We start from the raw sequence: 24,946 nt of genomic DNA, 5'->3' as shown, positions 1-24,946 counted from the left end.
CATGAGCGCATCGCAAGCAAAATCAACAGCACAACAAGGCAGCATTGTATGCGTTGGCGTGGGCATGACCTTGGGGTCACACATTTGCCCGCTTAGTCGTAGTTACATTGAACAAGCCGATGTGGTGTTTTGCAGCATGTCTAACCACTTTACCGAACTGTGGGTAAAAGAGATGAACAGCGACGTGCGTAGCCTGCAAACCTTGTATGCCGAAGGCAAAGACCGTCGCGATACTTATAAAGAAATGGTAGAAGCCATGATGGTTGAAGTACGCGCAGGGAAAAAAGTGGTTGGCGCTTTTTACGGCCACCCCGGCGTGTTTGCATGGGCACCGCATAAGGTAATAGAGGTTGCACGTAGCGAAGGGTTTGACGCCCATATGGAAGCCGGTGTGTCAGCAGAAGACTGCCTCTATGCCGATTTGGGCATAGACCCAGGCAAAACAGGTTGCCAACACTTTGAAGCGTCGCAATTTATGTTTTACGAACGAAACATTGACCCTGCGGCGTACCTTATTTTATGGCAAGTAGGCATTGCTGGCGATAGAAGCGCCGCCCGCTTTGAAACTACAAACGTATACAGAACTGTGCTTAAAGAGCTGCTTTTAGAAATATACCCAAGCGATCATAAAGTTGCGCTGTACGAAGCCAAAACCTTACCCATTGACGAAACTCGTATGGATTGGATTGCGTTAAGCGACTTCGATAAGGTTGTGGTTAATCAACACACCACTATGGCCATTCCACCTGCTAAAAAAATGCAGCGCAACCACAAAGTACTGGCTCGCTTGGCAGAATTAGACGAGCAGAATGGCCAATGACCGCTTTTTACACCGAGCGTTTAAGCCATAGACTGCTAGAAGAGCAAGATGTGGCGTTTGCCGCCTCGCTTTATCAAGACCCAAAAGTAATGCGCGAAATTGCAACGTCTTTTTCTAAAGAAAAATCGGAACGGTCAATGGTGGCGGCGGTAAAGGCGCACAATGGAAGTGTTCTGAAGTTATGTGTATGGCTAATCAGCGAAAGAATCACAGGCAGACCAGTTGGCATTCAAATGTTAAATTGGAAAACAGCGGGAAGCAAAAGTGCAGAGGCAGGAATTATGCTCCACCCTACTGCAAACGGAAAGCAGTTCGCTTTCGAAGCTGTTGGTGCAATGCTAGATGTGGGCTTTCATATTTATCATCTTGATCACATTTATGCTCAATTTAATACAACAAATATTCCCGTTGCCAAATTCGTAAAAAAACTTGGTTTCACTACATTTTTGCCAAAAGAAAAAGAGTCACCTAGCGACTGCTCAATTTACCGTGATGATTGGCAAAGATTAGTTCAGCCTACACTAACTCAACAAACCTAGTAAAAAGCCGTCAGTTTAACGGTAGTGTTCATTTCAAGATATGTATATAAATACGTAATAAGTTACACAATACACTGTAAAGTATTGGTATAGTATGTTGGTTTTTTGTTATCTATAAAAAAAAGGAAAAATTATGAGCGCAGTACAATTATTGGAACAACTTGGTGCAAATGCTGATTTACAGGCAAATAAGCAAATCGCTAGCGCAATATTGGATCAAATCGGTGAGCAAAACGAAAAAATGTGGTGTTTTATGGTCCCTGCAGAAGAGGATGGAGAAGATAACAAGGATAAAGACAAGGATGGCGAAGAAACTGAAGATAAAAAAGAAATAAAACTTCAATAACGTCAGGGTAACCATCCATGAAGTTGCTTCTTTTATTGGCATTTATCTTTACATGTTCTTCGACCGCATTTGCGAATGATGAAATAGAAAATTTGTTTGATATAGCAAACAGAGTAAAAAGTAGTGATATAGAAGCGTTTGAAGCAACTGTTGACGATATTCGCTCTCGAGCAAGCCAATTGTCTCGAGAGCAATTCAATCACTTAGAATACCTCACTGGCTACTTATATGGGTTTAAAGGTAAGCCGAAGCTAGCTGTAAGTCATTACTATAACGCCTATAACAATACGCAAGATCTTGACCTTAAAGTAATAACTTTAATGTCTATCGTGAACTACCGAGGTATATCCAGGGACTTTCACACAGGGTATATCGAAGCTGAAGAGTTGTTTTCAATAATAAATTCAGCATCAGATAAAGTAAGGCTAAACGCAAACTTTGTTTTGGCAATATTTTATAACCTTGCAGACGACAACCAATCATCTCGCAAAATTATTAGACAAGTAGATTTTACAGATTTAGATCTCAGGCAGCAGTGCATATACAGAAGCACATTACTCGAAGCCGAACACAAGTTAGGCCTCATAGAGACAATAGAAGATTACGAACGCGCCATTGAAACGTGCCAAAATGCCAACGAGCTTATTCTTGTTGGTATGTCAACTCTTCTCAAAAGTAAAAGCCTAGTAGACTCCGGAAATATAAATAACGCAGCGGCGTTACTGCAAAGCTCAGAGCAAATTTTTGTCAGCAGTAGATACCCAATTATAATTGCAGAGTTTTATGCATCATACGCATCGCTATTGTTGCAATTGGATAGCACCGAATATTCCATAAGCCTAGCCCTGAAAGCTCTTGAACAGACCTCGCTAATGCAAGCCAGCCAACCAAGGGTTCAGGCATATAAAACACTCGCAGAAGCCTATGAACAATACGGCCAACTTGACGAGTCGCTTAAGTACTACAAACTCTACGCAGAAGCCGAAAAGGCCTTTCTTGACGAGACCAAGGCCAAGCAGCTTGCCATTCAACAAGCTAAAATTGAGTCTATTGAGAAAACTAACCAAATCGCCCTACTCGACAAAGAAAATGCGGTATTAAAAGCTGAAGCTCGTGCGGGTAAAGAAGAGCAGCTTAATGCTCAGCTAACTGCTGGTATGCTGGCGCTACTTGCCCTTGCAACACTAATGTGGGCATACAAAAACCGCCGTATGCACCTTATTTTGCGTCACAAAGCGCAGACTGACCAACTTACTAAAATTGCAAACCGTAGCCACTTTAGTGCCGAGTCAGAACAGCTATTAAAACAGCGTAAGTTAGTTAAAACACCAGTGGCATTTATTATTTTCGACTTAGATTTCTTCAAGCAGGTTAACGATAACCACGGCCATATTGTGGGCGATTGGGTATTAACCAACGCTGTACAAGCCGTTAAGCCTCTATTGCGCGCCACCGATAAGTTTGGCCGTATGGGCGGTGAAGAGTTTGCCATTATGCTTGCGGGGTGCGATGCACAGCAGGCCATGGCCGTTGCCGAGGATTGTCGTCAAGCCATAGAAGCTATGGATTGTTCACCCTCTGGTGCAGCGTTTAATGTCACCGCAAGCTTTGGCGTAGCAGATTCTACCCAGTGCGGATACAATTTTGATAAGTTATATGGCTGCGCTGATGAAGCCCTTTATCAAAGTAAGCATGCAGGTAGAAATCGCGTATATCTTTATCACCCCAGTGCACAGCAAAGCGCACAAACATTGGTACACGCTTAGCGTGGATGCATGGCACATTCATTTTTGATGTGACTGCTATTAGCTAACACTTATTTCATAAAAAAGCCCCAGCAACAGCTGGGGCTTTTGTTTACTTTGCTAAATACACTTTTTTAAATTAAGCGCGTTACGCATTTCTAAGATGGTCAGCCACCAAGAACGCCATTTCCAATACTTGGTCGGCATTTAAGCGCGGGTCACACTGGGTTTTATACGCTTGTGCCAGGTCTTCATCGCTAATTTGATATGCACCACCTGTACACTCGGTTACGTGCTGCCCTGTCATTTCAAGGTGAATACCACCAGCATGAGTGCCTTCTGCGTCATGCGCTTGGAAGAACTGCTTAATTTCACGCAAAATAGCATCGAAGTTACGGGTTTTATAGCCGCTTGATGCCGAGAAGGTGTTGCCGTGCATTGGATCAGAGCTCCACACCACATGACGCCCTTCTTCTTTAACGCGGCGCAGTAAGCGCGGCAGATTATCTGCCAAATTGTCTGCGCCCATACGCGTGATCAAGGTTAAGCGACCAGGGTCGTTAAGCGGGTTCAATGCGTCAATCAAACGAATAAGCTCGTCTTCTTGCATGCTTGGCCCTACTTTCACACCAATGGGGTTGTGAATACCGCGGAAGAATTCTACGTGCGCATGATCAAGCTGACGCGTGCGCTCACCTATCCACACCATGTGCGCTGAACAATCGTAAGGTTTGCCTGTCAAGGTGTCTACACGAGTAAGCGCCTGCTCATAATTAAGTAGAAGCGCTTCGTGCGACGTGAATAACGACGTTTCATGTAAGGTCGAGCTAGTCTGCGCGTTAATACCAATAACGTCCATAAACTCGAGGGTGTCTTGAATACGCATGGCCATATCAGAATAACGCTCTTTAAGCGGGTTATTCTCTACAAACGCCATGTTCCAACGGTTTACTTCGTGTAAGTCGGCCAAACCACCTTGTGCAAACGCGCGCAGCAAATTAAGCGTTGATGCGCTGCGATGATAGGCTTCAAGTAAACGGTCTGGATCTGGTCGGCGTGCAGCTTCGGTAAATTCAAAGTTATTAATAATATCGCCGCGATAGCTTGGCAAAGTCACACCGTCGCGGGTTTCAAAGTCAGATGAACGAGGTTTTGCGTATTGCCCCGCCATACGCGCCACTTTAGTCACCGGGCAACGACCAGCAAAGGTTAAAACAATCGCCATTTGCAGCAACACTTTGAAGGTGTCGCGAATTTTTGGTGCGTTAAACTCGTCAAACGATTCTGCGCAGTCACCGCCTTGTAGTAAAAAGCCTTTGCCCAAGCTTACTTCACCTAGCTGACGTCGAAGCTCGCGTGCTTCAGCCGCAAAAACAAGTGGCGGATACGTACTAAGTGTTTGCTCTACTTCGTTTAGTCTTACTTTATCGTCGTACTCGGGTTGTTGAAGAATAGGTTTATTTCTCCAACTGTCTACTTGCCAATTACTCAACGGTGTTCTCCTGAAAAATATGTACGTAGGGCAAATGTTTTACTGAAAATGCTGACTCAAGCGTAGCGCTTTTTTACAATCAGTCTAATTTGAAAAATTGAATGCTATTATTGTTTTTGGGCACTGAAGGCACTTTACCACATTTATTCCAAGGTAATAGGTGCGCAAACTTGAATTTCTAGAAAGTTATCGTGCTTGCTTATAGCAAAATGGCATTCAAACACCCGCTCAAGGTTGGCCTGAGTGGCAACATCAGCCGGATTTCCCTCTGCTACTATTTTGCCCTTTTGCATTAGCCATAAGGTGGTCGCGTAATTTGCACTAAGTGCAATATCATGTGAGCTCATTATAACCGTATTGCCTTTTTCGCTTAGCGCCTTTGCCAGCTGCGCCACCGCATATTGATGGCGGATATCTAACCCTTGTAAGGGCTCATCTAAAAGCACCAGGGCCTCGCCCTGCTCTATCGTAGGCCAAAGTTGAAGCAGCGCTCTACATATCTCTACCCGTTGGCGCTCGCCGCCGGACAATTGCGTCAATATTTTGGGTAGAAAGTCGGTAACCTCTAAAGCCTTTTCAAGTAGCGAAGGTATACCCGAAGAAGCCTGTATGTCTGCATAAAACTGCAGATACTCGTGCACGGTTAAATGAAAACTGCATTCGGTTTGCTGGGCAAGTAACGTGCGCATTGACGCTAAGCTCGCCAGCGACCACGACGATACGGATTTGTTAAATAGTACAACACTACCCGCATCTGCTTCTAATAGCCCGGCTAATACTAGTAGCAGCGTAGATTTACCCGCGCCGTTTGGCCCGAGAATGTGTACACACTGGCCTTTGGTCACAGTTAATGACGCGCTTTGAAGGCGGTTAGATACCGACACGTCATTTAGCGATGCGACTTCTAACGCGACTTGCGATGATACGTTAAACGCGCGGTTTGACGTACTGTTTGACAAAACAGTCGCACTCAAGGCTTGCCCGTGTTGATCCGCCGATTCGTTGGTGTTACTCAATGATGGGTTAGCACTGTGTGTGTGTTTATTCATGCTGTTCACGCCATGCATTAAGGGTTACCCCTTAACCTGCCCTTTTGACAATGCCCAAATTAATAATGGGCCACCAAGGGTTGCGGTAATCATTGATACCGGCAATGTGATAGCGCGCGTAAGTTCAGAACACAGTGCCACCAATAACAGCATGCACGCGCCCGCGAGCGCACTTAGCGGTAACAGTAGCGCATTATTATGCCCCACAACACGGCGTAGAATATGCGGTACCAGCAAACCGACAAAGGCAATCGAGCCCGCCATAGACACCGCAGCCCCCACCGCGACAGCACTGGCAACCAGTGCACGCTCTGTCAGCTGTTCAACATTAACACCACTACTTTTCGCGGCAATATCGCCGGCATAGAGCTTGTTAAGGTGCTTGGCAACGTAAAGCTGATAACCAACGGCCACCACCACAAAAGGAGCACCTAACGCTAAAATAGGCCAGTTAGTTTGATACAAACTGCCCATCAGCCAAAATGTGAGATTTCGAAGCGCGTTCGCATCGCTTAGCATGTAAAGCCACGCAATAATAGCGCCGCTTAAGGTAGAAATTGCAATGCCCGACAAAATAACCGCAGTAGCAGAGCCCAGCAATTTTCGCGCAAGCCGATAAATAATGAAGGTAGAGGCTAGCGCCCCTAAAAAGCATCCGACAGGCAATACATAATGCATGTACGCGTTTGCCCAGTCAGGCGTAAGCAGCAATAAAATAGCCGCTACCAGGCTGGCACCACTGGTTATGCCCACAATACCTGGGTCGGCCAGCGGATTTCTTAGCACCACCTGAAGTGTTGCGCCACTTGTTGAAAGTGCCGCCCCCACCAATACAGCCGTTAGTACCAACGGCATTTGAATTTGTAGCGTAATGTGTTGTTTTAGCATGTCTGGCGAGTCAGATAACATGACAACCGCAAGTATTGCCGCCACAGCAACAGTGAATAAAACAGACAGCAGCGCGGTGATCACCGCGGATGCCTTATAAGGTTTAGTCGTGTTGGGCGTTAGCACTGTTGGCCTTAATGTGCGCAATTAATCCGTCTGACGCTGTTTCAATTAAGTCTAGTACCAACTCAAAGCCGCGTTTTCCGCCGTAGTAAGGGTCTGGCACTTCTTTGTCTTCTTCGTCTGCATAGTCTAAAAACAGCTTAATTTTGTCGTGATATTGTGCTGGCGACATGCCGTGCAGGTTAGACAAATTGCTGTTATCCATGGCCAAAATATAGTCGAACTTTTCAAAGTCACTTTCATCAACACGACGACATTTCAGCCCTTTAAAACTGTATCCGCGTTCAACGCCTGCCGCCTGAGAGCGCTTATCTGGTGGGCTACCAATGTGATAACCATGGGTGCCTGCCGAGTCAATATTCAACGACAATCCAGCCTCTGCCGCTTTTTGTTTAAACACCGCTTCTGCTGTTGGTGAGCGACAAATGTTACCCAAACACACGAATAACACCGATATTGACTGTTCCATTTAACTTCCTTTCACCATGCTATAACGGAGCGTGACTAAACTTTATGTTCAGTTTCACGTATGATACGCCGTCAGAAAAATTGTGGAGTTTGTATGACCGCACATGTACTTATGCTGAGCAGTTCACGTCAAGGTAGTGAGCCTTACCTCGAACACGCCAGAGCGCTTATTTTTGCACACTTAGGTGATATTCGCGACCTTCTATTTGTTCCTTATGCCGCCGTAACACAAAGTTATGATGCATATGTTGATGCCGTGGCTAACGCGCTACCAGAATGCAAGGTAACGGGCTTACACAGTGTTGACGACCCAGTAGCCGCCATAAACAACGCAAAACAAAACGGCCAAGCTATTGTGGTAGGTGGAGGAAATACCTTTCACCTATTGTCGACTCTTTACGCCAACGCGTTAATTGTACCTATGAAACACGCCATTGCCGATGGCACGCCTTATATTGGTTGGAGCGCGGGTTCAAATATTTGTGGGCAATCAATTCGCACCACCAATGATATGCCTATTATTGAGCCACCGAGCTTTGATGCACTCGATATTGTGCCCTTTCAAATAAACCCACATTACACCGATTACCAACCGCCAGGTCACAATGGTGAAACGCGTGATCAGCGCCTTGCAGAATTTACCGCCCTTAACCCAACAACCCCGGTTGTTGCCATTCGCGAAGGGACGGCCCTTAAATTAAGCGAAGCTACACTTACGTTCGAAGATGGTCGCGAAATCAAGGCCGACAACGAGCACGACGGTTTTATCTTTTTAGGTAAAGAGAAAACGCCAATTAATGCCGGCGATAGCTTAAACCAATTGCTCGATAGCGTGCTGTAAAACCGCATCAGAGGGTTGGGCTTTAAACGGTATTTCCGCCAGTAATGGCGCTGGCATCATGGCTTTTAGCGATGCGAGGTTTTCATCGTATCGCGTCATGTTGCCAGTAACATCGTTTGCTACCCAACCAGCAATGGTTAGGCCATCGGCAAGAATAGCTTCGGCAGTAAGCATTGCGTGATTCAAGCAGCCCAAACGCATTCCTACCACTAAAATAACCGGCATATTTAGCGATTTAACCACGTCAGATAAATAGTGTGTCGGCGTGTTTTCATTGCCCAAAGACAACGGCAGTCGCCAACCACCCGCACCTTCCATTAAAAGGACGTCTACATTGTAGCTTTGTAGGTGGTTTAGCCCTTTTTCTATGGCATCTTGCGTAAGCTCGACACCCGCTTCGCTTGCCGCTATGTGCGGCGCAATAGGCGGCTTTAGTGCAATGGGGTTTATTTCGCTAATGGGTAAAGACAAGCCGCTTGCCTTTTGAATATTAGCGGCATCCTCGTTTACCCATTCACCATCCACTAAGTCGCAGCCCGCTGCAATAGGTTTGTAACCTATCGAGGTAAGTTTTGCTTGAGTTGCTGCGCGAAGAAGGTGACAGGTTACGTAGGTTTTACCCACTTCGGTGTCTGTCCCGGTTACAAAATACTGCTTCATCGTTGTTCCAATCTGAAATGACTTACTCGGTAGGTAAGCGGTAACTTACTGCCCACGGCGCTAATGTTCTGATAGGCCATGGCGAGCTTCTTGATATCTCTGCGCGATAATGGCGGCTGCTTCTTTCCTGTTTCACCCGCGCCTACCCCTTTCACAGAGTGAAGCAGCGACATAATTGATGAGTGACTGTCCACATAATCTTTGGTGATCACGCGCGTAAGTACGAGAGAAGATTGTTGAAATGCATTAACCCACGTGGTCGTTGACGGCATTGGCGTAGTTGCCTCAACAAGCTGCGCAATTTTGCGTGCTTTTTTAAGCTCACTGAATGAGCCATCAACCATAATGGCCAATTCGGCAACACCGCCCTGGCTGAGCACTTTACTGATCTGCTGTGCCACAATAGCCGGTGAGCTTGCCCATTGCAGTGCCATGGATGAAAACACGGTAGTAAATTGACCCGATTCAAAAGGCAGCGACATGGCGCTACCATGCACAAAATGTGGGGCTGGGAAGGTTTCTCTTGCTACGCTAAGCATTCCTTCGGCAATATCTACACCCGCAGTATTCGCGCCCCGCTCGCTCAGCGCTTGTGTGTGCACGCCCGTACCGCAGCCGATATCAAGCGCGTTACCTGAAAGCTTTTGCGGTAAGTTATTCAGCGCCTCATGAGCAATCACTTTTTGAATACAGGCAATACTGTCATAGCGTGTCGCCGCTTTTGAAAAACGTGAGGCAACAGCGCGCTCACTCATTACGTTTGTGTTTGCATTTGCGTTTTCATCTAATGCAATATCATTTTGCTCGGCGTTCACTCGCGGCACTCCTCAGCGGCAAGCCCAATGGCATCAAGCAGCACATCAATATCTTGCTGAGTATGATTGGCTGACAAGGTAACGCGCAGCCTATCTTCGTTTTTAGGGACCGTAGGATAACGAATGGCCGTTACCCAAATACCGCGGCGTTTTAGCCCTTCACTTAATGCCACCGCGCGTTTAGGGCAACCAACAATAATAGGCTGAATAGCACTGTTTGAATCAGCAAGCGTAAGTGCTGGTTTGCCACTAAATTTAGCGTTAAAAGCATCTCTTAAATGCATAATATTTTGCGTTAAGGCATCGCGTCGCGGCCTGTCACTGGCAATATGGGTAAGTGAATAAAGGGTTGCTACCGCCTGAGCCGGGGGCATGGCCGTTGAATACACATAGTGTTTGGCAAAATTAACCAAAAAATCAATCAGCACCTGACTTCCGGCAATAAACGCGCCTGCGGTACCAATGGCTTTGCCAAAAGTGCCCATGACGATAGGCACCTGCTCTTGAGTTAGCCCCAGCGCTTCAACCGTGCCAAAACCGTTTTCACCGAGCACGCCCATGCCGTGGGCGTCATCTAGCATAAACCATGCACTGTACTGTTTGGCTAACGCCGCTATTTCAATGCTTGGTGCATAGTCACCGTCCATACTAAATACGCCTTCACTGACAATAAGCGTATCTTGATTGTCTTCTGTATTGCCGCGCTTTTGTAACAGGCTTTCTAAATGCGTTAAATCGTTATGCTTAAAGCGGCGTAGCTGCGCTTGCTCTCCCACGCACATAGCGCCTTCTAAAAACGACGCATGCATCAGTTTGTCGGCCAATATATGGCTTTGCGGTTTTGAACTAGACGCTGGATTTAATGAAGCAGGCTTACCCGCATGACGTGAAAACAACGCCATGCACAAGGCTTGATTAGCCGCAAAACCTGAATTAAACAACAATGCCGCCTCGCGATTGAGACCATCGGCAATATATGCCTCAAGCGCTAAATGCGCTTGTGTATGCCCTGTCACAAGCGGAGATGCGCCGCTGCCAGCGCCAAATTGCGCCAACCCTTCTACCCACGACTGCAATACCCCTTCATGCTGACGCATACCAAGGTAATCGTTGCTCGAAAAGTTAAGGTAGTGCTCGCCATTAATACAAACAATGTTGTCTTTTTCATATTGCTGGCAATGGCGCTGACGAAGCAGGCCATGCTGGGCACGCTCCGTCAATTTTGCTTCTAACCAATTAAAAGCCATTAGGCATCCATCGTGCTGGGCGTTTTATCACTTTTTGCTTTTGGCTTACTGGCGTCATAAAACAAGTCGCTACTGTCTGTTTGCTCTTGCTGCTGCGCAATTTCTTCTTCTAACACTTGCTGGTGTGCTTCATCAGAAAAATCGCGCGTACGCTCGGTATTGATACCAAGCTTTTTAAACAACATGACGTCTTCGTGGGTGTCTGGGTTTGACGTGGTTAACAGCTTGCAACCATAGAAAATAGAGTTTGCGCCAGCCATAAAGCACAGCGCCTGCATTTGCTCGTTCATTGCCTCGCGGCCTGCCGATAAACGCACGTGAGATTTAGGCATCATTATACGCGCCACGGCAATAGTGCGAATAAATTCGAAATAGTCGAGGTCTTCAACATTATCAAGTGGCGTACCTTTTACCTTAACCAACATGTTAATTGGTACACTTTGCGGCTGTTCTGGCAAGTTCGCTAGCTGCACAAGCATGCTTGCGCGGTCACTTACTGTCTCGCCCATACCCACAATACCGCCAGAGCATACGTTCATGCCCGCTGCTCGCACGTTTTCTAGCGTGTTCAAACGGTCTTGATACGTACGTGTGGTAATAATGTCGCCGTAAAATTCTGGCGATGTATCAAGGTTGTGATTGTAATAATCAAGGCCTGCTTGCTTTAAGGCTACCGCTTGATCGCGAGTTAACATGCCAAGAGTCATGCAGGTTTCAAGGCCAAGACTTTTCACCTCTTCAACCATTTTGACAATGTAAGGCATGTCTCGGTCGCGCGGGTTTCGCCACGCAGCGCCCATACAAAAACGCGTTGAGCCAACCTGTTTGGCTTCTTTCGCTCGCTGGATCACTTTTTCAATTTCAAGCAAGCGCTCTTTTTCAAGGCCAGTGTCATAGCGCGCGCTCTGCGGGCAGTATTTACAGTCTTCAGGGCATGCACCTGTTTTAATCGACAATAGCGTACTAACCTGCACTTCGTTTGGGTTGAAGTGTTGTCTGTGCACCACCTGCGCTTCAAATAGCAGGTCGTTGAACGGCATCGCGAATAATGCCTCTACTTCGGCTTTGGTCCAATCGTTACGAATAGTTGTCGTTTGCGCCTGTTGCGCTGAAGCCAGTGTCATTGACTGTCCTTTACTAATTAAGAATGCTGGCTTAGTCTATGCGTCATTGCAAAGTTGTCAACTCTGACCATTTCAAAAGCTTTACTAACGGTTAAATTTTGAACAATATAGAATTCGATAAACAACACATTTGGCACCCTTATACGTCTGCGGTTAACCCGCTTCCTTGTTACGAAGTAACCGGCGCCAAGGGCGCTGAGCTTACTCTAGCCACTGGCGAAGTACTGGTTGATGGCATGTCGAGTTGGTGGGCTGCTATTCATGGATACAACCATCCTGTACTTAATAAAGCCGCTCATGATCAAATAGAGGCGTTTTCTCACGTGATGTTTGGCGGCATTACCCACCAGCCCGCCATAGATGTGTGTAAAACCTTGCTGGATATGGTGCCCGCAGGGTTAGAGCGCGTGTTTTTGGCCGACTCTGGCTCGGTATCGGTAGAAGTTGCCATAAAAATGGCTATTCAGTATTGGGCATGCCAAGGCCGCGCTGAGAAATCGCGTATTGTTGCGCCTCGCAACGGCTATCATGGTGATACTTTCGCCGCCATGAGTGTATGCGACCCGGTAAACGGCATGCACAGCTTGTTTGAAGGCGTGCTTAGCAAGCAGATATTCGCCCCTGCCCCACAAACCCGTTTTGGTCAAACCTTCAGCGAAGATGACATTCTTCCACTAGAAGAATTATTTGAAAAGCACCACCATGAAATGGCCGCCCTTATTTTAGAGCCGGTTGTTCAAGGTGCGGGCGGCATGCGCATTTATCACCCGGAATATTTAAAGCGCTGTCGCCAGCTGTGCGACAACTATGATGTATTGTTGATTTGCGATGAAATTGCCACGGGATTTGGGCGCACTGGTAAATTGTTTGCGTGCGAACACGCAGGTATTTCTCCAGATATCATGTGCTTAGGTAAAGCGATTACTGGCGGTTATATGACACTAGCGGCCACTTTGTGCACTGAAGATGTAGCGCTTGGTGTATGCCAAGGCGAACCTGGTGTATTCATGCATGGGCCTACGTACATGGGAAATCCACTGGCCTGCGCCGTCGCTAATGCAAGTTTGTCGTTGATTAATCAAAATCACTGGCAACAGCAAATTCCTGCTATTGAGAAACAATTACAGGCCGAGCTTGCAAAATGTGCAGAGCTTCCGCGTGTTGCGGATGTACGCGTGCTGGGCGCCATAGGTGTTGTGGAAACCGTAAAACCGGTTAATGTCGCTGAAATTCAGCGCCATTTTGTGAAGCATGGCGTATGGATACGGCCTTTTGGAAAGCTGGTATACATTATGCCTCCCTATATCATAAGCCCAGAGCAACTCAGTATGTTAACGCATGCCATCTATACTAGTTTGAAGTAGTAATAAGGTGACATTCTACAACTAACAGTGAAGTTATTGATTGCTCACCGGAAGTGGCTAGCCAGTATGTACGATGATGGAGTGAGTTAAAAAAATGATTGTTAGAGTACTTGATAAGGTGTTATTTGCCGTTTTGTTTATCATTACACTACAAGTGCCTATTTTGGCCGACCATTATCGTCAGTACTTAAGTGGTTATTACGATGCACTTCGTGATGAAGTAACAAGTTCAACTGAGTTGGCGAAGCAGCATGGTTTTTCATCAGTGGAAGCCATGCTGGAAAGCTTGCAACAAAACAATGAAGCTGTTGTGCGAGAAAATGCCACATTAAAAGCAGAACGCTTTGCACAAATTAATGCCATTGAGCAAGGTATGCGTAAATTGGAACACGGGCATTACTTCGAAAAACTCGTGTTTATGGCCACACCGTCTCAATATGACACGTTAGATAGGGTATTAGACAACTTCAGCCCTTCGGTTCCCCTGACCCCTTCATCAATTATCTTTAGCTTGGTCACGGCTATTTTATTAAATTTGCTTATTTGGACACCACATTTTTGCTATTGCCAAGTAAAAAAAGTTCGTTCAAAACCAAAGCGTTTCTCTTATAAGTAATACTTAAAAGTGAGTTCACAAAACCATCGATTAGACACCTTCACTACTGATTGATAGACAATTTATTCAACTAAAGTCGAATAAATTGCACATTATTTTAAATCCTTGTCTACACTTTTCTCGTTAGCTGAGATTATTAACGATTTTTAATAATTACTTTTGCTAATTCTTGTACTTGGAGCAGATTGAGCAAAGCCTCAACTTCAAGCATGACGAAATAATAAGCAACGATATATCTTGGCTTCCAATTTAAAGATTGCGCAATGAGCGTTACAAAGCAACTGCTTAGGTTTTGCACAATCTAGGGCGTAACTTGAGATAACGCGTTTCAAGCGCCAAGCACCGCATTGTATTTGTCTGTTTCAACGGCAAACAGGTACCTAGGTGCATTTTCAGATACTGTGAAATTGTTGATCAGGAGTGATCTATGAAGTTGGCGAACCTTTTAAAATCAAAAACCGATTCAAGGTATACCGAGCATCGCATTCAAACGTTAGAGCAGAGCTCTACAAGTTTTATGATTGCTAATGCTGATAGAATTATTATTTATGCAAACAAAGCGGTGGTTTCTTTACTTAAGAAAAGTGAAGAAGAGCTGCGCAAAGTGTTGCCTCAATTTTCAGCAGATAACCTTATCGGCCAAAGTATCGACCAATTTCATAAGAACCCCGCTCATCAAAGCAGCATTCTCGCAAATTTACGAGACGTAATGGTGTCGTCAATCACGGTAGGCTCGTTAAACTTTCGCCTAACGCTAATGCCGCTTAAAGACGAAAACGGCGCCAGCATTGGCACTGCTGTAGAATGGCTCGACATAAGCGAACTTTTATTAAAAAGCGGTATGTTAGATGCGCTCGACCGCTCGCAAGCGGTGGTTGAGTTTAGCGCAGAGGGTAATGTCTTAAATGCGAATGAAAACTTTCTTAAAATAACCGGGTACGACATTGAAGAGATTCGGGGTAAGAGCCATAAGGTATTAACGTCAAGCGATGATAAAACCTTGGCAGTCAACCGAGAGCTTTGGTCGCAGATGAAAGAAGGCAACTTCCAAACCGGCGAATATCGATATATTCGTAAAGACGGTGAAGAAGTGTGGCTTCAGGCCTCGTACAACCCCATTATGAATAGTTCAGGCAAAGTGACCGGCGTGGTGCAATATGCTACAGATATTACCGCAGAAAAAATGCGCAACGCCGACTATGCCGGACAGATAGACGCTATTGGCAAGTCGCAAGCCGTTATCGAATTTTATTTGGACGGCACAATTATTACTGCTAATGATAATTTCCTTAATACTGTCGGTTATTCTCTTTCTGAAATTAAGGGTAAGCACCACAGTTTGTTTGTAGATGCAGAACACCGCAGAAGCCAGGAATACCAAGATTTCTGGGCGCAGCTTGGTGAGGGTACTCACGCTAGCGGCGAATTTAAACGCATTGCAAAAGGCGGAAGAGAGGTTTGGATCCAAGCCACTTACAATCCGATATTTGATGTTAATGGCAAACCGTTCAAAGTCGTTAAATATGCGACTGACATAACAGCCACAAAAATTGCTGTGAATGAGATAAAACGTGTGTTGATGCGTTTATCTGAAGGTGACCTAACCACACGCTTAGAAGTCGATTTTGAGGGTGAGTTTATTCAAATCAGTCAAGCGATGCGTTCGTTTATTGAAAATCTCGTGAACATGATTTCAGAAATTCGTTCTGCGTCAGACTTAATTAACACCGCAGCGACTGAAATAGCCCAAGGGAATAGCGACTTATCAAGTCGAACCGAAGAACAAGCGTCCAGCTTAGAACAAACTGCGTCAAGTATGGAAGAGCTAACGGGCACAGTTAAGCTTAACTCAGAAAATGCAGATCAGGCCAACGGCCTTGCCTCGCAAGCTTCAACCATTGCTATTGATGGCGGCAAACTCATTGGGCAAGTGGTCGATACCATGGGTTCAATCAATGAATCGGCGCAAAAAATCTCAGATATTATTGGTGTCATTGACGGTATTGCATTTCAAACCAACATACTTGCGCTTAACGCTGCCGTTGAAGCAGCAAGAGCCGGCGAGCAAGGCAGAGGCTTTGCTGTAGTAGCATCTGAAGTGCGTTCACTTGCACAGCGTTCTGCTGAAGCCGCGAAAGACATTAAGAATCTCATTTCAGACTCGGTTAACAAGATTGAAAATGGTAACGAGTTGGTGAATAAGTCGGGCAAGACGATGGAAGAAATTGTGCTTTCTATCAAGCGTGTTAACGACATTATGGGTGAAATAGCTGCCGCGTCTTCTGAACAGGCCTCAGGCATTGACGAAGTGAGCAAAGCTGTTTCTCAAATGGATGAAGTTACCCAACAAAATGCTGCGCTTGTTGAGGAAGCTGCGGCGGCCGCAGAAAGCTTGCAAGCTCAAGCACAAAACATGAACAAGCAAATTTCAGCCTTTAAGTTAAGTGAAGATCAAAACCGCGCACAAAAGAGCACCCTTTCAACGGTTGAAAAAATTGCAGCTCCCAAGGTGAAAGAGCGCTTAGTCAAAATGGTATCTCCTGAAGAAGATGAATGGGAGTCGTTTTAAGAATAGAAATCGCGGCTGCTGTATATGGAGCATAGAGAGTTTGAATTTACGGCCAACGATTTTGATAAAGTGCGTGCGATACTGCACCAAAATGCAGGTATTTGCCTAGGCCAGAGTAAAGACTCAATGGTGTATAGTCGGCTTTCACGCCGGCTACGCGCACTTAATCTATCTCGTTTTTCTGATTACCTCGCGTATCTGGAAGGTAACCATGGTGAAATGGAAAATTTCATTAATGGGTTAACTACAAACCTCACCTCTTTTTTCAGAGAGCCGCATCACTTTGACACGTTAAATACATATTTGTCATTAACTCGAGAGCCAAAGCGCATTTGGTGCGCTGCCAGTAGCACTGGGGAAGAAGTCTATTCCATCGCCATGACGGTGGTGAAAGCTTATGGTTCCTTCGAGCCTCCGGTTGAGATTATTGCAACAGATATAGACAGCAATGTTTTACTTAAGGCAAACCAAGGGATCTATACTGATGACACCGCGTCATCGCTTACCTATGACGACAAAAAGCGTTTTTTTCATAAGGGAACGGGTAACAACAAAGGCTTTGTGCGTGTTATTCCGGAGCTAAGAAAATTAGTGTCTTTCAAGCAGCTAAACCTTATTAATAATCAATGGTCGTGCATACCGAGCAACTTAGATGTCATCTTCTGTAGAAATGTGATGATTTATTTCGATAAAACAACGCAAGCACAATTGTTACACCGGTTTGCCCAAAAACTTAAAAACGGCGGATTGTATTTTGCTGGGCATTCAGAAACGGTAGCCAATTTGAATTCGAGCCTGATATCGGTTGGAAGAACCGTATATCAAAAGCGAAGTGGGACGCCCTGATGCAGAGTAATTTTAATGCCTCGCCAGAAGCCAACCTCTACTTCGACCGGTATTTCAATTGCAACGCTGTCAAAATACTACCCGGAGAGTTTTATGCGACGTCGAATAATCACCTTATCGTTACCGTATTGGGTTCATGTATAGCCACTTGTCTGTTCGATCCTATCAATAACGTGCGCGGCATGAATCATTTTTTGTTGCCCAGAGATGATATGGAAAAATCGGCCTTACTTTGTGAGTCTGCGCGCTACGGCACATACGCAATGGAATTGCTTATTAACGAGATGCTTAAGTTAGGGGCTAAAAAGAACCAAATTGTGGCGAAAGTGTTTGGCGGAGGCAACGTAATGAAGGGGCTTATTCACAACAATATTGGCCAGAAAAATGTCGATTTTGCGTTTGAATATCTCAAAAATGAGTCAATACCGATAATAGCCAGCGATGTGCTCTCTGATTTCCCAAGAAAGGTCTATTTTTTTGAAGAAGGTGGCCTAGTGAGAGTGAAAAAAATAAAAGCGCTTCACAACACCACTATTCTTGATAGGGAAAGCGAATATCGAATTAGACTTAAAAATGCCTCTATTGATAGCTCAGTGGACTTATTTTAGGAGGAGCGATGATAAAAGTACTGATAGTCGATGACTCCGCGCTAATTCGAAGCCTGTTGTCTGAAATCGTATCTGCTACGCCCGACATGGTGGTTGTCGGTGCAGCGCCTAATGCTTACATCGCTCGGGATATGGTTAACCAACACAGTCCTGATGTGATAACGCTAGATATTGAAATGCCAAAAGTTGATGGCATAACGTTTTTGTCTAAGTTGATGAAAGCCAGACCGACGCCTGTGGTCATGATCTCTACGCTCACCGAAAAAGGTGCTGAAGCAACATTAAGAAGCTTGGAACTTGGTGCTGTCGACTATATCCCTAAGCCTAAGATTGGTGTTACTGAGGGTATTGAAAAGTATAGTTCGCTTATTATTGAGAAAATTCGACTTGCGTCAAAATCAAAAGTTAAAAAGCTCTCTTCAACACCTACTGCAAAACAAGAATCTATCATTTCAGGTACAGAGAAAATTATTGCTATTGGCGCATCAACCGGCGGAACCATTGCGATTAAGCGCTTTTTAGAAACCATGCCGGCCAATGCTCCCGCAATAGTGATAACGCAACATATGCCTCCTGGGTTTACCAAAACCTTCGCGCAGCGACTGAATGCTTCTTGCAGTGTTAATGTCGCCGAGGCACGTGGCGGTGAAAGGCTACTACCAGGCTACGTCTACATAGCGCCGGGCGATATTCACATGGGCATAGAGCGCAGCGGCGCAGATTACCGCACCGTGTTAATAGATTCCGAGCGTGTAAGTGGGCATAAGCCATCTGTAGATGTACTTTTTGATAGTGTAAGTAAAGCGGCGGGGAAAAATGCGATAGGCATCATCATGACGGGAATGGGAAAAGATGGTGCCAACGGACTGCTTAAACTAAAACAAGCGGGTGCATTTACGCTGGCACAAGATGAAGCGTCTTGTGTTATTTTCGGCATGCCTCGGGAAGCTATTAAACTGGATGCAGCAAATAAAGTATGCGACCTAGACACCATTCCTGCAGCCGTTTTTGAATACTTACGTCAGCACGGTGGAAATTCAAGACTGTAAAACGCTTATGCTTCTGCAAAAGACGACTATATTGTAATGCAGAAGAATAAGGTTAAATCATCTGAACCACTGATTTCAGCGCGGTTGCGTGAAAATCAAAACGCTGTGATGCGGGATTCAGTCGTATCGTTTGAGTTTTAGAAATTTTTTGAGTTTATCTACGAAGCAGTGATAAACGCGGTTAACGTCAAAGAAAGGGCTTATTATGTTTCTTGTAAGACTAATTTACGCAAGTACGGTTGGCGAATCCTTCAAACCAAGTGATATAGAATCAATCCTGTACAGTGCTCGAAAGAATAATAAGCAGCAGGGTATTACAGGTATGCTGTGTTTTAACTCGCGTTACTTCCTTCAGTGTTTAGAGGGGTCGCGCTCAGCGGTCAATGACTGCTTCTCAAAAATTCAAACAGATACCAGACACAAATCAATAATGCTTCTGTCTTATACTGAAATTGCTCATAGGGCTTTTAGCTCTTGGGAAATGGGGTATGTATCTGAGCAGGCTATTACTAAGCGCTCAGTACTTCAATTTAGCACCAAAGACGCGTTTGACCCTTACTCGATGCTTGGCGACAGCGCACTTTCATTACTCGCAGACTTTAGACAGCTAGCAGAGTAACTTAACTCGCATTGTGCGACGCATATGCGAGTAAACTGCAAAATGCGTCCACTTTTTATACAACTCATTTCTAATACCTATTGAGCTTTTTCAATAATTAACACGCCAATTCATTGTGTTAGCTTATTTCTTATCTACTTTGGCACTGTTGATGCACTATCAATAAGTGAACAAAGGAAAGCGTAACTTGAAAATGGTTTGTTTAGCCCTCGCATCAAACGCAAAAGCCAAGTAAAACAACAAGTTACCTGATTATAGCAGTATAGGAGATATAATTATGCCAACTGATGCACAATTATTAATCGGAAAAGTGTTGCAAATTAAAGACAAACTTAGTGCAAAACGTCATTGCATTCCCCGAGATTTACAGGGTGAATGGAAACAACTGGACAAGCAAACTGCTTGCTTTGAAAGTACCGCTTTGTATAACAGTGCGGTAAAAGGCCAACAAATGAACAAGCACATTGAGTACTCAGGATCAGTTAAAGAGCTATCTCAATTAGTAAGTAAGCTTAAAACACTGAACAACAAAGTTAGCGTTTCTCAAGCCCATCATTAGGGAAAGCCTGTAATGTAGGCTTCCCTAATTTGAGATGACCACCAGCTCGTATGCGCTAGTGCGGCGGGTTGAGTAAAACCAGCGTTCTGACTTTACGTGTACCATAACTTGCTAGGCGCAAAAAATCTTCACGCGCAACAGGAATGTGTTGATATTCCACAGGTTGCCCTTCACTGGCATCAGGGTCGTGAAGATAATAGCAATGCGAGTCACAACTGGTAATAGCCACCCAATGTGGTATTTTTTTCTTGTCGAAGGCGTAAGTGCTGATCAAGCACAATACCGTGCTACCTGCACGCAGAGCGTCATCAATAATGTCTGTGTGCCAATCAGTAATTTCAACCTCTATCTGCTTATCCTTTGCGTCTTGCATAAACTGCATCTCTACGCTTTCTACAATGGCTTTTTTCTCAGTGTTTCGGACACCATCCACAAATAAAGGTACGTTTTGATTAATGATTACGCGTGCTGAAAACCCCTCTGAATGGGCTGCTAGCGCTAACCCCACAGGATGACAACCACCATGTCCTGACATCATGAAAATGGTTGTCGCCTTTCGCCACAACGCCAATTCGTTTTGTTGAGAAATTTCATAATTACTGTCTAAGGCGCACATCGCCATCATTAGTGCGGAAGGACCGCACGTAAAATCAGTCGTTTGTTGATACCACGGATACACTTCAGATTTGGCCGAACGACTTGGCACTAATACTTTTTGCATACGTAACGCATCGGTGTGGTCATCGTAATAGTCGGTATACATACCAAACTGACTAAATCCTAACTTTTTGTATAGCGCGATTGCACCTGTGTTACCAACTGCAACTTCCAGGCGCATAAACCGCTTTCCCCGCGAAAGCGCCCGCTCCCCCAAGCTGTTTATGAGCTTTTCAGCAATACCCAAACCTCTAGCACTTGGTAACACGGCAATAGAGTAAAGTCGTGTTAATTGCGTACCTCTACGCAAAAGCAGAAGGCCGTAGCCAACTACTGTGGGTTCGGTGAATGTCATCGCTTGAGCATTAGGGTGGACGCCACTTTCACTCGGTGTAAATTCCACAACCACAAGTTCAGCATGCGGCGCTTCAATGTAAAATTTAAAGCGCGACTTAGTGAGTCTATCTGTGGTGAAACAGGTTTTCTCGATATGCTGAAGTGCAGCCAAATCACTGGTTGTGGCAATCCGCAAAGCGAGTTGCCCAGGCTGACTATCTAGCACCTTGTTAGACTGCGATGCTGCTGCCATACCTTGTGTCACATCAGTCGAGTTTTGCGACTTTGCAGCGCTATCACCAATAAATTGTACTTCAGCCGATGGAATCATCGCCCTCTTTGCTCCAACCTGTTAGCAAATTCTTGCATGATTAATTCATACAGTTCTTTGCCTAAATATTTGTCTTCTACACCTGAATCGATACTTGGGTTATCGTTCACTTCAATTACGTACACAGCGTTCCCTGCCTGTTTTATATCCACACCATATAGACCATCACCGACTACCTTTGCTGCTTTCACTGCCGCTTGTAGCACCGGCTTCGGTACTTCAAAGGTTGGCATGGTGGCAAAACCACCCGAAGAAAATCTGTCCCCTTGATGGTTGTATATCTGCCAATGGTTTCGAACCATAAAGTATTGGCACGCGTAAATAGGCTTGCCGCCAAGCACACCAATTCGCCAGTCGAACTCAGTGAAGATGTATTCTTGCACCAGCACTAACGCAGATTCCGACAACATTTGTTCCAGTCTCAGTTTTAGTGCCTCTTTGGACTCTGCTTTGTGCACGCCTCGCGAGAACGAACTCTCTGGCAGTTTAAGTACCAAAGGCAACCCAAAGTCATTAATCAGTTTTTCGCACACTTCATCGCTTGCACTTGATACAAAGGTTGCTTTAGGCGCAGGGACTTTTTGATACGCAAATGCGTCTTGTAAAAACACCTTATTACAACAGCGCAAAATAGACTGAGTATCATCCATCACCACGATACCTTCGCGCTCTGCCGCACGGGCTAAACGGTAAGTATGATGATCAATGGCGGTCGTTTCACGAATAAACAACGCATCATAATGCCCCAAATCTTCAGGCTTTAATCGACTTACTACGTCAGCGCGAAAGCCCACCTTCTCTGCAGCTTTGACAAAGTGCTTTATCGCTTTTTCATCGCTTGGCGGTGTGCTTTCTTCAGGGTTTACTAAAATAGCCATATCCCAACGCGCTTTCTTGCTGGTCTTACTCGCCCGCCACTGAATCTTAGTGTATGCAACTAGCTGTTCAATAAAACGAACCTGTTGCTTGTCGGATAACTCATTGAACGCTTTAGCCTGTACGCTTGCCACCCCTTCAATTTGAACTTTGCCCGCCCCTTTCGCTAACGTTTTTGTTTGCGTAATAGTGGGCGTTAACAACAATACAGGGCACGGGTACTTTTCAAACGCTTGTCTTGCAAGACGCTTAAAACGCTGATCTTTCACTTCACCGAACAGTACTAATAAAGGTTCTTCACTAAGCTCGGCGTTGTCTTGTGTTGCTGATACCGAGAACACGATACGATCAATACTTTTCTCTTCTGCCATGCGCAGATCATTAATGGTATTTACCGATGGCAAAACAGAGTGACTTCTTGCTTGCGCCAATAGTGAACAGTAATACCCTTCGCTTAAATAACGCGAGGTATCGCATAAGTTTATTACGCGTGTTTTGGGTTCGTTCAGTTTTGGGAACTCTGCAAGGTAGTCTTGAAAAGTAAGCACAGTTAAAGCTGTGTTACAAAAAGGAGTAACATCATCAGTAACAATCAGTGTATTGTGCATGTAATTCGCTTCTAAAAAGTGTGTTGTCAGTTACAATTAAAGTTGCTATTGCGCAAATTGCAATCGCATTTAAAACAGCGCTGAGTTTACGCTTAACTTGAACTTTGCATAGCATTATCAGCACGGCTTTTTTTCATCGTTAAGACAACGAAAACTGATGCAATGATGAACAAAAATGTTTACTCATTTGGAAGGATACTTATCATCGTGTTGACCTGTTTTTATAAGCGCTTGTGTTATCGTTAGTCGTCGCGAAGCAAAACATATAGATTTAAGGAGTAGGTATGTTATTGGCCAGTTTGGCTATTGCAATCGGGTTACCTGTATTGTTATGGAGTGCGGGCAAATTTGTAGGTGGCGCGGCTTCTGTTGCTAATCACTTTGGTGTGTCACCGTTGCTGATTGGTATGCTCATCATTGGTTTCGGCACGTCAGCTCCCGAAATTATCGTGTCTATTTTTGCCGCCATTCAGGGAAATTCTGGCATTGCATTAGGTAATGCATATGGCTCGAACATTGCCAATGTCATGCTTATTCTGGGTATCACCGCCGTAATAAGCCCTATTGCCGTCAAATCAGAAATTATCAAAAAAGAATTGCCTGTATTGCTTGGCATCACCTTTTTTGCTGCATGGCAGGTACTTGACCAACAAGTATCAAAAGACGACGCCTTTTCATTGCTTGGTCTTTTTGTGTTGCTTATTTCATGGAGCATATATCACGGTATGAAAGGTGATAGCGATGCGCTGGCGTCTGAATACAGCGACGAAATTAATGCAACCGAAGGTACGGTAAAAACCCACGTAATGTGGTTAATTGCCGGTTTATTATTACTGGTAGCAAGCTCGCGAATGCTGGTATGGGGCGCGGTTGAAGTAGCTACCTTTTTCGGTGTTAGCGATACGATTATTGGCCTTACTGTTATTGCCATCGGCACATCACTGCCAGAGCTTGCATCATCATTGATGGCAGTGCGCAAGGGAGAGCACGACCTCGCTATCGGGAATGTCATCGGGTCAAATATGTTTAACACGCTTGCGGTAGTCGGTATTGCTGGCACCATTCAGCCAATGGCAGTCAGTGCAGACTTTTTGTATCGCGATGTGGTTGTTATGCTGGCATCAACTGTCGCACTATTTATCTTCTGTATTGGCATTAAGCGTCAGGGCCGCTTAAATAGGCTAGAAGGCGGCGCATTCGTTGTCGCGTATGCCGCTTATACTTACTGGTTGATACAGGCTGCGTTCATTTAACAAGTTATGCTAAAAGCCTAGCGTAGTAGCTACAGTGACTAAACTGATAGCTACTATCGCTATGAGCACAATCAAGTTCACACCAAAATTATCGTTTTCTCGTCGAGTTCGCTTTGCTCTCATTACAATACTCACCAAACTTAACGCTAAACACACCAAAAGCATCACTGTCATAGCGTTAACGTGAGTTTGAGACCAGGATGTATCCCCTTCTATGCCCCAATATTCTTGCACCCCGCTTATAAAGTCTGGCCGCGCATAGTGAAATAGAATTAACACAACAACCAGTCCTACCCAGCCTAAGATATTTAGACCCAGCATCACTTTATAAAATGTTGTTTGCGAGCGAGGTGTCGAGCGCCTTTCGGCCAGCATTTCGTAGGTGACAATATCAGGCTTTTCGTCTTTACGAGATGACAAGTTGTCACCCGTTGGTGAAGTCAACGGTGAATTTGGTGATGATGAACTGTTTTTATTTCCCATTTGTCACTCTGTTCT

The 24,946-nt window shown here is 45.0% G+C and carries 25 protein-coding genes; 14 read left to right on the top strand and 11 right to left on the bottom strand.

Annotated elements, in window-relative coordinates; all coding sequences use genetic code 11:
• Position 1: 1 nt before the first annotated feature.
• The 4 genes from JN178_RS06740 to JN178_RS06725 all read left to right on the top strand — a co-directional run bounded on the left by JN178_RS06740 (position 2) and on the right by JN178_RS06725 (position 3,471).
• Positions 2–820 carry an SAM-dependent methyltransferase gene (locus JN178_RS06740; RefSeq protein ID WP_202264686.1) on the top strand — a complete coding sequence of 273 codons (819 nt, stop codon included), beginning with the start codon at positions 2–4 and terminating at the stop codon, positions 818–820.
• On the top strand, positions 817–1,359 hold the full coding sequence (locus tag JN178_RS06735) for a GNAT family N-acetyltransferase (protein ID WP_202264684.1): 543 nt from the start codon (positions 817–819) through the stop codon (positions 1,357–1,359). The genes JN178_RS06740 and JN178_RS06735 overlap by 4 nt, the downstream gene beginning before the upstream one ends.
• A gap of 133 nt (positions 1,360–1,492) precedes the next feature.
• Entirely contained in the window at positions 1,493–1,705 is a 213-nt protein-coding gene (locus JN178_RS06730; protein WP_159622953.1) for a hypothetical protein, read from the top strand.
• Between the two features lie 17 nt (positions 1,706–1,722).
• Positions 1,723–3,471, top strand: a complete 1,749-nt coding sequence (locus JN178_RS06725) for a GGDEF domain-containing protein (RefSeq protein ID WP_202264682.1) — start codon at positions 1,723–1,725, stop codon at positions 3,469–3,471.
• A gap of 127 nt (positions 3,472–3,598) precedes the next feature.
• Here JN178_RS06725 and JN178_RS06720 read toward each other — a convergent pair whose 3' ends face one another.
• From JN178_RS06720 to JN178_RS06705, 4 genes are all read right to left on the bottom strand, one after another.
• A complete protein-coding gene (locus JN178_RS06720) occupies positions 3,599–4,942 on the bottom strand; it encodes a class II 3-deoxy-7-phosphoheptulonate synthase (protein WP_159622957.1) in 1,344 nt (447 codons plus the stop codon).
• Between the two features lie 143 nt (positions 4,943–5,085).
• Entirely contained in the window at positions 5,086–5,991 is a 906-nt protein-coding gene (locus JN178_RS06715) for an ATP-binding cassette domain-containing protein (RefSeq protein ID WP_232369712.1), read from the bottom strand.
• Positions 5,992–6,015: 24 nt separating this feature from the next.
• Positions 6,016–6,963 (bottom strand): FecCD family ABC transporter permease, encoded by a 948-nt coding sequence (locus tag JN178_RS06710; RefSeq protein WP_202264678.1) that lies wholly within the window; start codon positions 6,961–6,963, stop codon positions 6,016–6,018.
• A gap of 19 nt (positions 6,964–6,982) precedes the next feature.
• Positions 6,983–7,471, bottom strand: a complete 489-nt coding sequence (locus JN178_RS06705) for a low molecular weight protein-tyrosine-phosphatase (protein ID WP_202264676.1) — start codon at positions 7,469–7,471, stop codon at positions 6,983–6,985.
• 93 nt (positions 7,472–7,564) lie between these two features.
• Between JN178_RS06705 and pepE the strand changes: the two genes are divergently transcribed.
• Positions 7,565–8,311 carry a dipeptidase PepE gene (gene pepE / locus JN178_RS06700; RefSeq protein WP_202264674.1) on the top strand — a complete coding sequence of 249 codons (747 nt, stop codon included), beginning with the start codon at positions 7,565–7,567 and terminating at the stop codon, positions 8,309–8,311.
• Here the strand turns inward: pepE and bioD are convergent.
• From bioD to bioB, 4 genes are read right to left on the bottom strand one after another with little or no spacing between them, the layout of a single operon-like run.
• Complete coding sequence (gene bioD / locus JN178_RS06695; protein ID WP_202264672.1) at positions 8,282–8,971, bottom strand: dethiobiotin synthase; 690 nt, start codon at positions 8,969–8,971, stop codon at positions 8,282–8,284. The genes pepE and bioD overlap by 30 nt on opposite strands.
• Positions 8,968–9,786 carry a methyltransferase domain-containing protein gene (locus JN178_RS06690; RefSeq protein ID WP_232369711.1) on the bottom strand — a complete coding sequence of 273 codons (819 nt, stop codon included), beginning with the start codon at positions 9,784–9,786 and terminating at the stop codon, positions 8,968–8,970. Before JN178_RS06690 ends, bioD begins: the two co-directional genes overlap by 4 nt.
• On the bottom strand, positions 9,783–11,033 hold the full coding sequence (locus tag JN178_RS06685; protein ID WP_202264670.1) for an aminotransferase class I/II-fold pyridoxal phosphate-dependent enzyme: 1,251 nt from the start codon (positions 11,031–11,033) through the stop codon (positions 9,783–9,785). Before JN178_RS06685 ends, JN178_RS06690 begins: the two co-directional genes overlap by 4 nt.
• Positions 11,033–12,157: a biotin synthase BioB gene (gene bioB / locus JN178_RS06680; protein ID WP_202264668.1), complete on the bottom strand. Its 1,125-nt coding sequence runs from the start codon at positions 12,155–12,157 to the stop codon at positions 11,033–11,035. Before bioB ends, JN178_RS06685 begins: the two co-directional genes overlap by 1 nt.
• 98 nt (positions 12,158–12,255) lie before the next feature.
• Here bioB and bioA point away from each other — a divergent pair, with 98 nt between their 5' ends.
• The 8 genes from bioA (at position 12,256) to JN178_RS06640 (ending at position 20,387) form a co-directional block, all read left to right on the top strand.
• Entirely contained in the window at positions 12,256–13,521 is a 1,266-nt protein-coding gene (gene bioA / locus JN178_RS06675) for an adenosylmethionine--8-amino-7-oxononanoate transaminase (RefSeq protein WP_202264666.1), read from the top strand.
• 94 nt (positions 13,522–13,615) lie between these two features.
• On the top strand, positions 13,616–14,137 hold the full coding sequence (locus JN178_RS06670) for a DUF2937 family protein (RefSeq protein WP_202264664.1): 522 nt from the start codon (positions 13,616–13,618) through the stop codon (positions 14,135–14,137).
• 427 nt (positions 14,138–14,564) lie between these two features.
• On the top strand, positions 14,565–16,706 hold the full coding sequence (locus JN178_RS06665; RefSeq protein ID WP_269752176.1) for a methyl-accepting chemotaxis protein: 2,142 nt from the start codon (positions 14,565–14,567) through the stop codon (positions 16,704–16,706).
• Positions 16,707–16,730: 24 nt separating this feature from the next.
• Positions 16,731–17,552: a CheR family methyltransferase gene (locus JN178_RS06660; protein ID WP_202264663.1), complete on the top strand. Its 822-nt coding sequence runs from the start codon at positions 16,731–16,733 to the stop codon at positions 17,550–17,552.
• Positions 17,549–18,160: a chemoreceptor glutamine deamidase CheD gene (gene cheD, locus JN178_RS06655; protein ID WP_442859702.1), complete on the top strand. Its 612-nt coding sequence runs from the start codon at positions 17,549–17,551 to the stop codon at positions 18,158–18,160. Before JN178_RS06660 ends, cheD begins: the two co-directional genes overlap by 4 nt.
• Positions 18,161–18,168: 8 nt before the next feature.
• Positions 18,169–19,209, top strand: coding sequence for a protein-glutamate methylesterase/protein-glutamine glutaminase (locus JN178_RS06650; protein ID WP_202264659.1), 1,041 nt, complete (start codon positions 18,169–18,171; stop codon positions 19,207–19,209).
• A gap of 205 nt (positions 19,210–19,414) precedes the next feature.
• Entirely contained in the window at positions 19,415–19,828 is a 414-nt protein-coding gene (locus tag JN178_RS06645; RefSeq protein WP_202264657.1) for a BLUF domain-containing protein, read from the top strand.
• A gap of 277 nt (positions 19,829–20,105) precedes the next feature.
• Positions 20,106–20,387 (top strand): hypothetical protein, encoded by a 282-nt coding sequence (locus tag JN178_RS06640; protein WP_159622989.1) that lies wholly within the window; start codon positions 20,106–20,108, stop codon positions 20,385–20,387.
• A gap of 55 nt (positions 20,388–20,442) precedes the next feature.
• Here the strand turns inward: JN178_RS06640 and JN178_RS06635 are convergent, their stop codons facing one another.
• A complete protein-coding gene (locus JN178_RS06635; RefSeq protein ID WP_442859701.1) occupies positions 20,443–21,633 on the bottom strand; it encodes a peptidase C39 family protein in 1,191 nt (396 codons plus the stop codon).
• A 74-nt stretch (positions 21,634–21,707) separates the two neighbouring features.
• Positions 21,708–23,195, bottom strand: a complete 1,488-nt coding sequence (locus JN178_RS06630; RefSeq protein WP_202264652.1) for a RimK family protein — start codon at positions 23,193–23,195, stop codon at positions 21,708–21,710.
• A 284-nt stretch (positions 23,196–23,479) separates the two neighbouring features.
• Between JN178_RS06630 and JN178_RS06625 the strand changes: the two genes are divergently transcribed.
• Positions 23,480–24,448, top strand: a complete 969-nt coding sequence (locus tag JN178_RS06625) for a calcium/sodium antiporter (RefSeq protein ID WP_202264650.1) — start codon at positions 23,480–23,482, stop codon at positions 24,446–24,448.
• Positions 24,449–24,457: 9 nt separating this feature from the next.
• Here the strand turns inward: JN178_RS06625 and JN178_RS06620 are convergent, their stop codons facing one another.
• Positions 24,458–24,931 (bottom strand): hypothetical protein, encoded by a 474-nt coding sequence (locus JN178_RS06620; RefSeq protein WP_202264640.1) that lies wholly within the window; start codon positions 24,929–24,931, stop codon positions 24,458–24,460.
• Between the last annotated feature and the right edge of the window lie 15 nt (positions 24,932–24,946).

Source organism: Alteromonas sp. KC3, assembly GCF_016756315.1.
In the GTDB taxonomy this organism is placed as follows: Bacteria; Pseudomonadota; Gammaproteobacteria; order Enterobacterales; family Alteromonadaceae; genus Alteromonas.
Note: the sequence above shows the minus strand (reverse complement) of the source record. Positions and strands in the feature narration are given on the sequence as shown.

Coding starts and splice junctions, on each gene's coding strand:
- JN178_RS06650 (WP_202264659.1), top strand. CDS start 18,169: ATGATAAAAGTACTGATAGTCGATGACTCCGCGCTAATTCGAAGCCTG.
- JN178_RS06665 (WP_269752176.1), top strand. CDS start 14,565: ATGAAGTTGGCGAACCTTTTAAAATCAAAAACCGATTCAAGGTATACC.
- bioB (WP_202264668.1), bottom strand. CDS start 12,157: ATGACACTGGCTTCAGCGCAACAGGCGCAAACGACAACTATTCGTAAC.
- JN178_RS06645 (WP_202264657.1), top strand. CDS start 19,415: ATGTTTCTTGTAAGACTAATTTACGCAAGTACGGTTGGCGAATCCTTC.
- JN178_RS06715 (WP_232369712.1), bottom strand. CDS start 5,991: ATGAATAAACACACACACAGTGCTAACCCATCATTGAGTAACACCAAC.
- JN178_RS06660 (WP_202264663.1), top strand. CDS start 16,731: ATGGAGCATAGAGAGTTTGAATTTACGGCCAACGATTTTGATAAAGTG.
- JN178_RS06640 (WP_159622989.1), top strand. CDS start 20,106: ATGCCAACTGATGCACAATTATTAATCGGAAAAGTGTTGCAAATTAAA.
- JN178_RS06740 (WP_202264686.1), top strand. CDS start 2: ATGAGCGCATCGCAAGCAAAATCAACAGCACAACAAGGCAGCATTGTA.
- bioD (WP_202264672.1), bottom strand. CDS start 8,971: ATGAAGCAGTATTTTGTAACCGGGACAGACACCGAAGTGGGTAAAACC.
- JN178_RS06635 (WP_442859701.1), bottom strand. CDS start 21,633: ATGGCAGCAGCATCGCAGTCTAACAAGGTGCTAGATAGTCAGCCTGGG.
- JN178_RS06630 (WP_202264652.1), bottom strand. CDS start 23,195: ATGCACAATACACTGATTGTTACTGATGATGTTACTCCTTTTTGTAAC.
- JN178_RS06625 (WP_202264650.1), top strand. CDS start 23,480: ATGTTATTGGCCAGTTTGGCTATTGCAATCGGGTTACCTGTATTGTTA.
- JN178_RS06670 (WP_202264664.1), top strand. CDS start 13,616: ATGATTGTTAGAGTACTTGATAAGGTGTTATTTGCCGTTTTGTTTATC.
- JN178_RS06730 (WP_159622953.1), top strand. CDS start 1,493: ATGAGCGCAGTACAATTATTGGAACAACTTGGTGCAAATGCTGATTTA.
- JN178_RS06735 (WP_202264684.1), top strand. CDS start 817: ATGACCGCTTTTTACACCGAGCGTTTAAGCCATAGACTGCTAGAAGAG.
- JN178_RS06685 (WP_202264670.1), bottom strand. CDS start 11,033: ATGGCTTTTAATTGGTTAGAAGCAAAATTGACGGAGCGTGCCCAGCAT.
- pepE (WP_202264674.1), top strand. CDS start 7,565: ATGACCGCACATGTACTTATGCTGAGCAGTTCACGTCAAGGTAGTGAG.
- JN178_RS06725 (WP_202264682.1), top strand. CDS start 1,723: ATGAAGTTGCTTCTTTTATTGGCATTTATCTTTACATGTTCTTCGACC.
- JN178_RS06705 (WP_202264676.1), bottom strand. CDS start 7,471: ATGGAACAGTCAATATCGGTGTTATTCGTGTGTTTGGGTAACATTTGT.
- JN178_RS06620 (WP_202264640.1), bottom strand. CDS start 24,931: ATGGGAAATAAAAACAGTTCATCATCACCAAATTCACCGTTGACTTCA.